The organism is Cupriavidus sp. D384 (assembly GCF_001652915.1).
Classification (GTDB): Bacteria; Pseudomonadota; Gammaproteobacteria; order Burkholderiales; family Burkholderiaceae; genus Cupriavidus.
Genome location: NZ_BBQI01000001.1, coordinates 65,516 through 78,427 on the forward strand (window position 1 = coordinate 65,516; position 12,912 = coordinate 78,427).

A 12,912-nucleotide genomic window follows, 5' to 3' on the forward strand; every position below is an offset into this window, starting at 1 on the left:
ATGACTAAACTGTACGGTAAGGCGACGATCTCGTTACCGTATATTCTTTACGCCAGACCCCGCCGGTAGAGTTGCCGGAAACCTCGGCGTCGCATTCCGCGCGCCACCCTGCACACCGCACCAGGAGAACGTATGGACGCCGCCAAGACCGTGATTCCCGATCTCGAAGCCCTGTGGATGCCGTTTACGGCCAATCGCCAGTACAAGGCCGCCCCGCGCCTGCTGGCATCGGCCAGCGGCATGTACTACACGACCCACGATGGCCGCAAGGTGCTCGATGGTTGCGCCGGTCTCTGGTGCGTGGCAGCCGGCCATTCGCGTAAGGAGATCGTCGAGGCGATCGCGCAGCAGGCGGCCACGCTGGACTATGCGCCGCCGTTCCAGATGGGCCATCCGCTGGAATTCGAGGCCGCCACCAAGGTGGCTGCGCTGATGCCCAAGGGTCTGGATCGCATTTTCTTTACGAACTCGGGTTCGGAATCGGTCGACACGGCGCTGAAGATTGCCCTGGCCTACCACCGGGCGCGCGGCGAAGGCCAGCGCACGCGCATCATCGGCCGCGAGCGCGGCTACCACGGCGTGGGCTTCGGCGGCCTGGGCGTGGGCGGTATCGGGCCGAACCGCAAGATGTGGTCGGCCAACGTGATGCCGGGCACCGACCACCTGCCCGCCACGCTGAATATTGCCGAGGCGGCGTTCTCGAAGGGGCAGCCGCAATGGGGCGCCCACCTGGCCGACGACCTGGAACGGCTGATCGCGCTGCACGACGCCTCGAACATCGCCGCCGTGATCGTCGAACCGATGGCGGGCTCCGCCGGCGTGCTGATTCCGCCAGTCGGCTATCTGGAGAAGCTGCGCGAGATCACCAGCAAGCACGGCATCCTGCTGATCTTCGACGAAGTGATCACTGCTTTCGGCCGCCTGGGCGCTGCCACCGCGGCAGAGCGCCTGAAGGTCACGCCTGACCTGATCACGATGGCAAAGGCCATCAACAACGCCGCCGTGCCGATGGGCGCCGTGGCCGTGCGCCGCGAGGTGCATGACGCCGTGATCAACGCCACGCCGCAGGGCGGCATCGAACTGCCGCACGGCTACACGTACTCGGGCCATCCGCTGGCGATGGCAGCCTGTATCGCCACGCTGGACCTGTACAAGAGCGACAGGCTGTTCGAGCGCGCGGCCGAGCTGTCGCCGAAATTCGAAGCAGCCGTGCACGGGCTGCGTGGCGCGCCGTATGTGAAGGACATCCGCAACCTGGGCATGGTGGCGGGCGTGGAACTGGAATCGCGTCCCGGCGCGCCGGGCGCGCGTGCCTACGAGGCGTTCCTGAAATGCCTGGAGCTGGGGGTGCTGGTACGCTACACCGGCGATATCCTGGCGTTCTCGCCGCCGCTGATCATTTCCGAGGCCGAGATCGACCAGTTGTTCGATACCGTGAAGCAGGCCCTGCAGAGCGTGAAGTAAGACCTGCACCGAGACATAAAGGAAGACCGCAGTGAACATCGCAGAAAACCGGCAGATTGCCGAGATCCATCACTACATCGGCGGCACCGTGCAACGCGCGGGCACGGATCGCTTTGCCGATGTGTTCAACCCGGCCACGGGCGCGGTTGCGGCCCGCGTGGCGATGGGTACCACCGATGACGTGGCCGCCGCCGTGGCCGCCGCCAAGGCGGCCTGGCCGGCCTGGGCCGAGATGCCGCCGCTGCGCCGCGCGCGCATCCTGTTCAAGTTCAAGGAACTGCTGGACCGCCACCACGACGACCTGGCCGCGCTGATCACGCGCGAGCACGGCAAGGTGTTTTCCGATGCCAAGGGTGAAGTCACGCGCGGCATCGAGGTGGTGGAGTTCGCCTGCGGCATCCCCAACCTGCTGAAGACCGACTTCACTGACAACATCGGCGGCGGTATCGACAACTGGAACCTGCGCCAGCCCCTGGGCGTGGTGGCCGGCATCACGCCGTTCAACTTCCCGGTGATGGTGCCGATGTGGATGTTCCCGGTAGCGCTGGCGTGCGGCAACACGTTCGTGCTGAAGCCGTCGGAGCGCGATCCGTCGCCGAGCCTGCTGATCGCCGACCTGCTCAAGCAGGCCGGCCTGCCCGATGGCGTGTTCAACGTGGTGCAGGGCGACAAGGTGGCCGTGGACGCACTGCTGGCGCACCCCGACGTGCAGGCGCTGTCGTTCGTCGGGTCCACGCCGATCGCCGAGTACATCTACACGGAAGGCACGAAGCACGGCAAGCGCGTGCAGGCACTGGGCGGCGCCAAGAACCACCTGGTGGTGATGCCCGATGCCGACCTGGACCAGGCCGTCGACGCGCTGATTGGCGCGGCCTACGGCTCGGCCGGCGAGCGCTGCATGGCGATCTCGGTGGCCGTGGCCGTTGGCGATGTTGCCGACAAGCTGGTGCCGCGCCTGGCCGAGCGCGCCGCGTCGCTGAAGATCCGCAACGGCATGGAAGGCGACGCCGAGATGGGCCCGCTGGTCACGGCCGCGCACAAGGCCAAGGTCGAGGGCTATATCGCCAAGGGTGTGGCCGAGGGCGCCAGGCTGGTGACCGATGGCCGAGGCCACAAGGTGGACGGCCACGAAGACGGCTTCTTCGTCGGCGGCACGCTGTTCGACAACGTCAAGCCGGACATGACGATCTACAAGGAAGAGATCTTCGGCCCGGTCCTGTCGGTGGTGCGCGTGCACGACTTTGCCGAGGCGGTGGACCTGATCAATCGCCATGAATTCGGCAACGGTGTGTCGTGCTACACCAGCGACGGCGGCATCGCCCGCGCGTTCGCGCGCCAGATCCAGGTGGGCATGGTCGGTATCAACGTGCCGATTCCGGTACCGATGGCCTGGCATTCGTTCGGCGGCTGGAAGCGCTCGCTGTTCGGCGACCACCACGCCTACGGCGAGGAAGGCGTGCGCTTCTACACGCGCTACAAGAGCGTGATGCAGCGCTGGCCCGACAGCATCGCCAAGGGCGCGGAGTTCACGATGCCGGTGGCGAAGTAAATCGCATACTTCTGATTTAACCGATTTTCAGATTTCCCTGATGCCGGAAGGCATCGTCGTCTTGAAGGCGCCCCTGACCGGGGCGCCTTTTTTTCGCCCCCTGTTCATGCCAATTCGTTGCACTCGTACGAGTTTGCGACATTCTTGCGCGCGTTGACGGTCCTCAATTCCTGACTGCGAAGCGATCGATACGCTTTCGCGACCCGTCACGGCCCGGATCGTGTCGGCAAGGGGATCTCATTCCCGTTTGCGCGGCGATGGCCGTTACCGCAGGTCCCTCGGTCACGACAGGGCCGTCGCTTGGCGCGCGAGGGGAACTGCACTGGGAATAATCAGATGAAGCTGGAGCAAGCAAAGTTGCTGCGCATGGGCGCAGTCGCCATGTGCGCGTTCGCGCTGGCCGCGTGCGGCGGTGGCGACGACAACAATGGCGGCAAGGCGGGTGGGGCAGCCGTTGGCGCGTCCGGTGGTACGGGCGGTGGTACGGGCGGTGGCGGCGGCACGGCGCCGCAGGCCACGATCGTTGCCGGGAAGGTGGATGCGCCGTTCGTGCCCGGCAGCGATGCCCGGTATGCGTCGATGGGTCTCGGCACGCTGCAGGGCGGCCTCGATGGCGTGCTGCAGGAATCAAACGGCGCATATCGCACCATTGGCGCATATCGCGTGGCCGATGTATCGCGCGTCGGCGGCATGGCAGGTAACACCGCATTTGCGATGGGTAGCTGGGCCGGCTCGATCGTCAATGCCACCACCGGCAAGGAAGTGACGGCGCCAAGCGGACTGTCCTACGTGGTATTCAACCGGACGGAAACAGTGGCGTCGGACGGCGTGCTCGCCTGCACGCCATACCTGACATCGCCCCGCATCGCGACCGGCAACGGTGAAACGCTGGGCGGCAACGCGACGATGACCATTGCAGGGGGGGTCGTTTCGGTCAGTGCCGACCTCAAGCTCAAGCAGGCCAATGGCAACGAGACCGCGCTGAATTTTGCCACCACGTTTACGAACGGCATTCGTTCGACCTCGTACATGGGCCTGTTGGGCGCTACGTCCAGGGAACTGGAATACAGCATCAGCGTGGGAGCCGGCAACAACGACAGTCACATCGTCGTTGTGCCGTGGAAGCTGAATCTTGCAACCGGGGCGCAGTACGGCGCGGCGGTGCTGGACTGCAAGCGGCCAAGCTGACACGTGCGACGGCGCCGCCACGCGCGGTGCCATGACAACCGCGGCCCCGGCGCGTATCATCGCGCCCTTTCCGCCGGCGCCCCCCGCCATCCAAAAGATGTGCGGCCCAGGGCGCCGGTGCGACTTGTACAACCTATAGTCAATGCACGGACCGTCGCCCGGAGCCACCCATGAGTCTCTTCCGCACCAAGAATATCGAATCCATGCTGGATGTCAGCGAGCATGATGGATTACGCAAGGTGCTGGGGCCCGTGGACCTGGTGCTGATGGGCATTGGCGCCATCATCGGCACGGGCATCTTCGTGCTGACCGGCACCGGCGCGCTGACCGCCGGCCCGGCGCTGACCGTGTCGTTCGTGATCGCGGCCATGGCCTGCGGCTTCGCCGCGCTGTGCTACGCAGAGTTTGCGTCGGCAATTCCTGTTTCCGGATCGATCTATACCTACAGCTACGCCACGCTGGGCGAGATCGTCGCGTGGATGATCGGCTGGGACCTGCTGCTCGAATACGGGCTGGCGACCTCGGCGGTGTCGGTGGGCTGGTCGGGCTACTTCCAGTCGCTGATCGCCGGATTCGGCCTGCATCTGCCTGCCGCGATCACGGCCGCGCCAGGCTCGGTGCCGGGCGTTCATACGCTGGTGAACCTGCCCGCCATCCTGATCATGCTGGCGATTACCTGGGTGGTGTCGTACGGCGTGCGCGAGTCGGCGCGGCTCAACAACGTGATGGTGGCCATCAAGATCACCGTGGTGCTGCTGTTCATCGCGGTGGGCGTCTGGCACGTGAAGCCGGCCAACTGGCAGCCATTCGCGCCGTTCGGCTTCACCGGCATCTTCAACGCGGCAGCGCTGGTGTTTTTCGCGTTCATCGGTTTCGATGCCGTGACGTCGGCGGCCGAGGAGGTGCGCAATCCGGGCCGCGACCTGCCCATTGGCATCATCGGTTCGCTGGCGGTCTGCACCATCCTCTATGTGGCCGTGGCGGCCATCATGACCGGCATCGTGCCGTACATGAAGTTCGAGGGCGTGGATCATCCGGTGTCTCTGGCGCTGCAGTACGCCGGGCAGAACTGGGTGGCCGGGTTTGTGGACCTTGGCGCCATCCTGGGCATGACCACGGTGATCCTGGTGATGACCTACGGCCAGACCCGCATCATCTTTGCGATGTCGCGCGATGGTCTGCTGCCCGAGGCGCTGTCGGCCGTTCATCCGGTCCACGCCACGCCGTTCACGGCCACGTGGACGGTGGGCATCGTGTTCGCGACCATTGCCGGGTTCGTGCCGCTGAACGTGCTGGCCGAGCTGATCAACATCGGCACGCTGTCGGCCTTCACGCTGATCTCGATTGCCACACTGGTGCTGCGCCGTACGCATCCGCACCTGCCCCGGACGTTCCGCTGCCCCGGCGTGCCGGTGGTGCCGCTGCTGTCCGTGGCGTTCTGCGTGTTCCTGATGGCGCATCTGCAGAAGCTGACGTGGCTCGCGTTCCTGTGCTGGCTGGCGCTGGGGCTGGTGATCTACTTCGCGTACTCGCGCCGCAACGCCGTGCTTCACAACCACGGCGGCGACGCCCGGGGATGATCAGCGCGCGCCGGCCTGCTCGAAGAAGGCGCGCGAGCGCGGCTCGCCCGCGTAGGCCGAATTGATGCGCACCCATGCCGATGTCTCGCCGCCGGGGCGGAAGAAGTGCCCCGGCGCCAGCGAGATGCCCTGGGTCTCGGCCATCGCCACCAGCTCGCGCGAATCGTCGATGCCGGGCGCGCGGGCCCACAGGAAGTTACCGCCGGCCGGCTCGCAGAACACCTCCCAGCCATACTGGCCAAGGATCTTCACGGCATCGGCCGTGACCTCGCGCGTGCGCACGCGCAGCCGCTCCACGTACTTGCGGTAGGCGCCGCGCTCCAGCATCGTCGCCGTCACGGCTTCGGCAAAGTGCGATCCCGCCACGCTGGTCAGCACCTTCACGTCGATCAGGTCCTTGATCAACGCCTTGTCGGCGACGATATAGCCGACGCGCAGCGCCGCCGACACGGTCTTGGAGAATCCGCTGATATAGATCACGTGCTCGAGTTGGTCCAGCGTAGCCAGGCGGTCGGTGAAATTGAGCTGGAAGTCCGAGAAGATGTCGTCTTCGACAAAACGGAAATTGTGCCGGCGCGCCAGTTCGAGCAGGCGGAACGCCACCGGCGGCGCCAGCGTGGAGCCGGTGGGGTTCTGCAGCACACTGTTGGTAAAGAACAGCTTGGGCTTGTGGTCGCGCAGCAGGCGCTCGCAGGCTTCGGGGTCAGGGCCGTTAGGCGTGTGTGGCACGCCCACGAGCTGCACGCCATGCATGCGCAGCAGCCCGAACAGGTTGTAGTAGCCGGGGTCTTCCACGAAGACCGTGTCGCCGGGCTTCAGCAGATGGCGCACGATCAGGTCCAGCGCCTGGCTGGCGCCTGAGGTGATCAGCACCTGAGACAGTTCGGCCTCGATGCCCACCTGCCGCACGCGCGTCAGCACATGCTTGCGCAGCGCCGGGTGGCCCAGCGGCGTGGCGTAGTGGATCACGCTGTCGATGTCGTGTCGGGTGATATGGCGGATGGCCTGCGTCAGCCCTTCCACGTCGCGCCATTCCTCGGGCACAAAGCCGCCGGCCAGCTTCAGCGTGCCGCTGGGATGGTGGAACTGGTCGATGATATGCAGCGACAGGTCTTCGGCCAGGCTCGGGTCCGACCACCCGCGCCCGCGGCGCCCGGTCAGCGCGCTCTCGGCCACGTAGAAGCCCGAACCCTGGCGCGAATCGACCAGGCCCTGCGACACCAGGCGGTCATACGCCTCGATGACCGGAAAGCGGCTGATGCCGTGTTCGGCGGCCAGCGCGCGGATCGACGGCAGGCGGGCGCCCGGCGTGGCCTCGCGCGAACGGATCCAGTCCTTCACGCCCAGCACGATCTGTTCGGTCAGGGGGACGCCGGTGGAAGGGTCGATGACGAGTTTCATGGGTGACGGGGGCGGCAACTGTCAGTCAAAACTACTGAACAGTTCAACGAAAACTGTTCGGAACTGTGCATGGGATTGTAGTCCCCGCCATGAATAATGGAAGCGTGGCGCAGCGCCCCCTTTTTGCCTCCGATCCATGGATCCAGAGCGGCTGCGCCGGCAAGACAAGGAGACACCCATGCGTGAACTCAGGACTTTCGAACTCGACGAACCGGGCCACCCCGTGAACTGGCGCGCGCGCCACGGCCAGAGCGTGACGGCGCTGGAAGGCACCCTGTGGCTGACCCTGGAAGGGCATCTGGCCGATATCTGGCTGCGCCCCGGCGAAGTGTATGCGCTGACCGAAGGCGAGCGCGTCTGGCTGTCCGGCGAGGCGCCGGCTGCCCGCTTCCTGCTGACCGAAACCCCCGCGCCATGGTCGCTGCGCCGCGCAGTGTTTATCGTGCGCCAACTCAAGCGCCGTTGGGACGCCTGCAAGACCGACGCCTTCGGCGACTGCCCCCAAATCCACGCCTGACCGGGCGCCGGCCGCACTTTCTCCTGGGATCCGGAGCCGCCATCGTCACCTTCGCCGACCTCCCGCGGTGAAGGGGGCGGCTTCCGGGCCCTTCTTCCTGCTTCTTTCCCGCTTCTCTCCCCTTTTTCCGTCCCCGCCGCTGTGCGACGATGCCAGCCATGGCCCTTGGTGCTTTCCCGCGCCCCTGGACTTACGTTAACGTAAACGTCATATAATCGTCCGGCCCCTGTCAGCGCGGTCGCAGAACCGCCGGCGCATTGCCAGCATGGGCAGCCAGCCACATAACAGAGCGGTGGAGACAATGACTGATCTTTCTGATGTGAGCAGGACGGCGGCCGCCCGGCCCCAGGCGGCTCAAGGCAATGGTCCGGCCAACAAGGTGCGTTTCGTCACCGCAGCGTCGCTGTTCGACGGCCATGACGCGTCGATCAACATCATGCGGCGCATCCTGCAGTCACATGGCTGCGAAGTGATTCATCTGGGACACAACCGCTCCGTCCACGAAGTGGTGACCGCCGCCTTGCAGGAAGACGTGCAGGGCATTGCCATCTCCAGCTACCAGGGCGGGCACGTCGAATACTTCAAGTACATGATCGACCTGCTGCGCCAGCACGGCGGCGAGCACATCCAGGTGTTCGGCGGCGGTGGCGGGGTGATCGTGCCCGACGAGATCCGCGAACTGCAGGCCTATGGCGTGGCGCGCATCTACAGCCCCGAAGACGGCCAGCGCATGGGCCTGGCCGGCATGATCGCCGACATGGTGCAGCGCTGCGATATCGACCTGACGCGCTACGCGCCATCCACGCTCGATGCCGTGGCCGGCGGCGACCGCCGCGTGCTGGCGCAACTGATTACCGCACTGGAAAACGGCAAGGCTGCGCCGGCGCTGGTGGATGCGATGAAGGAGCGCGCCAGGGCGTCCGCCACGCCAGTGCTGGGCATCACCGGTACGGGCGGCGCGGGCAAGTCGTCGCTGACCGACGAGCTGATCCGCCGCTTCCGCCTGGACCAGCAGGACGCGCTGTCGATCGCCGTGATCTCGATCGATCCTTCGCGGCGCAAGTCCGGCGGCGCGCTGCTGGGCGACCGCATTCGCATGAATGCGATCAACCATCCGAACATCTTCATGCGCTCGCTGGCCACGCGAGATGCCGGCTCGGAGATCTCGCAGGCGCTGCCCGACGTGATCTCCGCGTGCAAGGCCGCATCCTTCGACCTGGTGATCGTCGAGACGTCGGGCATCGGACAGGGCGACGCGGCCATCGTGCCGCATGTGGACCTGTCGCTGTACGTGATGACGCCCGAGTTCGGCGCGGCGAGCCAGCTTGAGAAGATCGACATGCTCGACTTCGCCGATTTCGTGGCGATCAACAAGTTCGACCGCAAGGGCGCGCAGGATGCCTGGCGCGACGTGGCAAAGCAGGTGCAGCGCAACCGCGAGCAATGGCATGCGAAGGCCGACGAGATGCCGGTCTACGGTACGCAGGCATCGCGTTTCAACGACGACGGTGTGACCATGCTCTACCAGGGGCTGGTGGCGGCGCTGGCCGAGCGTGGCCTGGAATTCAAGCCCGGCGCATTGCCGAAGCAGGCCGGCCGAATTTCCACGGGCCAGAACGTGATCGTGCCGCCTGCGCGCAACCGCTATCTGGCCGAACTGGCCGATACCGTGCGCGCCTATCACCATCGCGTGGCCGGGCAGAGCCGCCTGGCGCGCGAGCGTCAGCAACTGCGCGCGGCCGGGGCGATGCTGAAAGCGTCGAACAGCGATGCCGATGGACAGGCACTCGAAGCACTCGCCACCGAGCGCGACACGTCGCTGGGCAGCGTGGAGCGCAAGCTGCTGGCAATGTGGCCGCAGATGCAGGCCGCCTACAGTGGCGACGAGTACGTCGTAAAAATCCGAGACAAGGAAATCCGCACCGGCCTGATTACCACGACGCTGTCGGGCACCAAGGTCCGCAAGGTGGTGCTGCCGCGTTTCGAGGATGAAGGCGAGATCCTGAAATGGCTGATGCGCGAGAACGTGCCGGGCAGCTTTCCGTACACGGCCGGCGTTTTCGCCTTCAAGCGCGAGGGTGAAGACCCCACCCGCATGTTCGCGGGCGAGGGCGATGCGTTCCGCACCAATCGCCGCTTCAAGCTGGTGTCCGAAGGCATGGACGCCAAGCGCCTGTCCACCGCGTTCGACTCGGTCACGCTCTATGGCGAAGATCCGCACGAGCGGCCGGACATCTACGGCAAGGTGGGCAACTCGGGCGTGTCGATTGCCACGCTCGACGACATGAAGGTGCTGTACGACGGCTTCGACCTGACCAGCCCCGGCACGTCGGTGTCGATGACGATCAACGGGCCGGCGCCAACCATCCTGGCGATGTTCATGAACACGGCCATCGACCAGAATCTGGACAGATTCCGAGCCGATAACAAGCGCGAGCCGACCGCCGACGAAGAGGCGAAGATCCGCGCCTGGGTGCTGCAGAACGTGCGCGGCACCGTACAGGCGGATATCCTCAAGGAAGATCAGGGCCAGAACACGTGCATCTTCAGTACCGAGTTCTCGCTGAAGGTGATGGGCGATATCCAGGAATATTTTGTCCATCACCAGGTACGGAATTTCTACTCGGTGTCGATCTCGGGCTATCACATCGCCGAAGCCGGCGCGAATCCGATCTCGCAGCTGGCGTTCACGCTTGCCAATGGCTTCACGTACGTCGAGGCCTATCTGGCGCGCGGCATGCATATCGACGACTTCGCGCCGAACCTGTCGTTCTTCTTCTCGAACGGCATGGACCCCGAATACAGTGTGCTGGGCCGCGTGGCGCGCCGCATCTGGGCGGTGACGATGCGCGACAAGTATGGCGCCAACGAACGCAGCCAGAAGCTGAAGTACCACATCCAGACGTCGGGGCGGTCGCTGCATGCGCAGGAGATCGACTTCAACGACATCCGCACCACGCTGCAGGCGCTGATTGCCATCTACGACAACTGCAACTCGCTGCACACCAACGCCTATGACGAAGCCATCACCACGCCCACGGCCGAGTCGGTGCGCCGGGCGCTGGCGATCCAGCTGATCATCAACCGCGAATGGGGCGTGGCGAAGTGCGAGAACCCCAACCAGGGCAGTTTCCTGACCGAAGAACTGACCGATCTGGTAGAGGAGGCGGTGCTGCAGGAATTCGAGCGCATCGCCGAACGCGGCGGCGTGCTGGGGGCGATGGAAACCGGCTACCAGCGCGGCAAGATCCAGGAGGAATCGCTGTATTACGAGCAGCTCAAGCATGATGGCACGCTGCCCATCATCGGCGTGAATACCTTCCGGAATCCGAATGGCGACCCGACGCCACAAACGCTGGAACTGGCGCGGTCGAGCGAGGCGGAAAAGCAGAGCCAGCTGGCCCGCCTGGCGGAATTCCACGGCAGCCATGGCGGCGAAGCGCGAGCCATGCTGGAGCGGCTGCGCCAGGCCGTGATCGACAACGGCAATGTATTCGCGGTGTTGATGGATGCGGTACGCGTGTGCTCGCTGGGGCAGATCACGCACGCGCTGTTCGAGGTGGGCGGGCAGTATCGTCGCAACATGTAAAAACCGGGCCTGAAAATCGGGGGGATTGGTTCACGGCACGGAGCGCTGGGGCTACACTCTTTGCTCCGTCGCCGTCAGGCCATCCATTCCCGAGACACCCATGCAAGCCGAGTACGACAGCAGCAATATCTTCGCCCGCATCCTGCGCGGCGAACTCCCGTGCTTCAAGATCTACGAGGACGCCGACGCGATCGCGTTCATGGACATCATGCCGCAATCCGACGGCCACGCGCTCGTGGTGCCGAAGGAAGCCGCGGTGGACCTGTTCGGCCTGTCCGAGAAGGGTGCCGCAGCGGCCATCCGCGCGACCCAGATCGTTGCCCGCGGCGTGCGCGAGGCGTTCCAGCCGGACGGCGTGGTCATCAGCCAGTTCAATGGCGCTGCGGCCGGCCAGACCGTGCCGCACGTGCATTTCCACATCGTGCCGCGCTATACCGACCAGGCCCTGCGCGGCCATGCACGCCAGCAGCAGGACATGGAAGTGCTCAAGCAGCACGCTGCGCGCGTGGTGGCTGCCCTGGCGAAGCTGCAGGGCTGAGCGGACAGGCGCGCCGCATCGCCCCAATTTACCGAATCAAGCAAATCACTGACAAGCAAGGAAGCGAGACATGGCAATCAAGACAGTGGGCATCGTGGGTGCCGGCACGATGGGCAACGGCATTGCGCAGGCATGCGCGGTGGTGGGCCTGGACGTGGTGATGGTCGATATCAACGACGCGGCGGTGCAGAAGGGCATCGCCACGGTCGCCGGCAGCATGGACCGCCTGATCAAGAAGGAAAAGGCCACCGAGGCCGACAAGGCGGCAGCGCTGGCGCGCATCCATGGCAGCACGTCGTATGACGATCTGAAGCGCACCGACATCGTGATCGAAGCCGCTACGGAAAACTACGATCTCAAGGTCAAGATCCTGAAGCAGATCGACAGCATCGTCGGCCCGGACGTGATCATCGCGTCGAACACGTCGTCGATCTCGATCACGAAGCTGGCCGCCGTGACGTCGCGCGCCGACCGCTTTATCGGCATGCACTTCTTCAATCCGGTGCCGATGATGGCGCTGGTGGAACTGATTCGCGGCCTGCAGACCAGCGACGCCGCGCATGCCGATGTGGAGACGCTGGCGAAGCAGCTGGGCAAGTACCCGATCACGGTGAAGAACAGCCCGGGCTTCGTGGTCAACCGCATCCTCTGCCCGATGATCAACGAGGCGTTCTGCGTGCTGGGCGAAGGCCTGGCATCGCCGGAGGAAATCGATGAGGGCATGAAGCTGGGCTGCAACCATCCGATCGGCCCGCTGGCCCTGGCCGACATGATTGGCCTGGATACGATGCTGGCGGTGATGGAAGTCCTCTACACCGAGTTCGCCGATCCGAAGTACCGTCCGGCAATGCTGATGCGCGAGATGGTGGCCGCGGGCTACCTGGGCCGCAAGACGGGCCGCGGCGTGTACGTGTACAGCAAGTAAGCCTGGATCTCACTGATAGTTTGCTCCCCTCTCCCGCAAGCGGGAGAGCGGCGGCACGGGGCACTTCCGATCACTGATAGTTTGCTCCCCTCTCCCGCAACGCGGGAGAGGGGCCGGGGGAGAGGGCGCGGCGTTCAAATTGCCACAGGTCGGCAAGCAGT

9 protein-coding genes are annotated in these 12,912 nt (G+C 65.2%); 8 read left to right on the forward strand and 1 reads right to left on the reverse strand.

Annotated elements, in window-relative coordinates; all coding sequences use genetic code 11:
* Positions 1-132: 132 nt before the first annotated feature.
* The 4 genes from A9J21_RS00320 to A9J21_RS00335 all read left to right on the forward strand — a co-directional run bounded on the left by A9J21_RS00320 (position 133) and on the right by A9J21_RS00335 (position 5,781).
* Positions 133-1,464, forward strand: coding sequence for an aspartate aminotransferase family protein (locus tag A9J21_RS00320; protein WP_066730761.1), 1,332 nt, complete (start codon positions 133-135; stop codon positions 1,462-1,464).
* A gap of 31 nt (positions 1,465-1,495) precedes the next feature.
* Positions 1,496-3,013 (forward strand): CoA-acylating methylmalonate-semialdehyde dehydrogenase, encoded by a 1,518-nt coding sequence (locus A9J21_RS00325; protein ID WP_066730763.1) that lies wholly within the window; start codon positions 1,496-1,498, stop codon positions 3,011-3,013.
* Positions 3,014-3,349: 336 nt separating this feature from the next.
* On the forward strand, positions 3,350-4,201 hold the full coding sequence (locus tag A9J21_RS00330; RefSeq protein ID WP_066730765.1) for a hypothetical protein: 852 nt from the start codon (positions 3,350-3,352) through the stop codon (positions 4,199-4,201).
* 170 nt (positions 4,202-4,371) lie between these two features.
* A complete protein-coding gene (locus A9J21_RS00335) occupies positions 4,372-5,781 on the forward strand; it encodes an amino acid permease (protein ID WP_066730767.1) in 1,410 nt (469 codons plus the stop codon).
* On the opposite strand, the gene A9J21_RS00340 is transcribed toward A9J21_RS00335, so the two are convergent.
* A complete protein-coding gene (locus A9J21_RS00340; RefSeq protein WP_066730769.1) occupies positions 5,782-7,182 on the reverse strand; it encodes a PLP-dependent aminotransferase family protein in 1,401 nt (466 codons plus the stop codon).
* A gap of 178 nt (positions 7,183-7,360) precedes the next feature.
* On the opposite strand from A9J21_RS00340, the gene A9J21_RS00345 reads away from it, so the two are divergent.
* The 4 genes from A9J21_RS00345 (at position 7,361) to A9J21_RS00360 (ending at position 12,751) form a co-directional block, all read left to right on the forward strand.
* Positions 7,361-7,699, forward strand: coding sequence for a DUF2917 domain-containing protein (locus A9J21_RS00345; protein ID WP_066730773.1), 339 nt, complete (start codon positions 7,361-7,363; stop codon positions 7,697-7,699).
* 301 nt (positions 7,700-8,000) lie between these two features.
* Positions 8,001-11,288, forward strand: coding sequence for a fused isobutyryl-CoA mutase/GTPase IcmF (icmF, locus tag A9J21_RS00350; protein WP_066730775.1), 3,288 nt, complete (start codon positions 8,001-8,003; stop codon positions 11,286-11,288).
* Between the two features lie 100 nt (positions 11,289-11,388).
* A complete protein-coding gene (locus tag A9J21_RS00355; protein WP_066730777.1) occupies positions 11,389-11,826 on the forward strand; it encodes an HIT family protein in 438 nt (145 codons plus the stop codon).
* A 70-nt stretch (positions 11,827-11,896) separates the two neighbouring features.
* On the forward strand, positions 11,897-12,751 hold the full coding sequence (locus A9J21_RS00360) for a 3-hydroxybutyryl-CoA dehydrogenase (RefSeq protein WP_066730779.1): 855 nt from the start codon (positions 11,897-11,899) through the stop codon (positions 12,749-12,751).
* Positions 12,752-12,912 lie beyond the last annotated feature (161 nt).

Bases quoted from the DNA above. Each gene is read 5' to 3' on its own strand.
- A9J21_RS00320 (WP_066730761.1), top strand. From the start codon at position 133: ATGGACGCCGCCAAGACCGTGATTCCCGATCTCGAAGCCCTGTGGATG.
- A9J21_RS00330 (WP_066730765.1), top strand. From the start codon at position 3,350: ATGAAGCTGGAGCAAGCAAAGTTGCTGCGCATGGGCGCAGTCGCCATG.
- A9J21_RS00335 (WP_066730767.1), top strand. From the start codon at position 4,372: ATGAGTCTCTTCCGCACCAAGAATATCGAATCCATGCTGGATGTCAGC.
- A9J21_RS00340 (WP_066730769.1), bottom strand. From the start codon at position 7,182: ATGAAACTCGTCATCGACCCTTCCACCGGCGTCCCCCTGACCGAACAG.
- A9J21_RS00345 (WP_066730773.1), top strand. From the start codon at position 7,361: ATGCGTGAACTCAGGACTTTCGAACTCGACGAACCGGGCCACCCCGTG.
- icmF (WP_066730775.1), top strand. From the start codon at position 8,001: ATGACTGATCTTTCTGATGTGAGCAGGACGGCGGCCGCCCGGCCCCAG.
- A9J21_RS00355 (WP_066730777.1), top strand. From the start codon at position 11,389: ATGCAAGCCGAGTACGACAGCAGCAATATCTTCGCCCGCATCCTGCGC.
- A9J21_RS00360 (WP_066730779.1), top strand. From the start codon at position 11,897: ATGGCAATCAAGACAGTGGGCATCGTGGGTGCCGGCACGATGGGCAAC.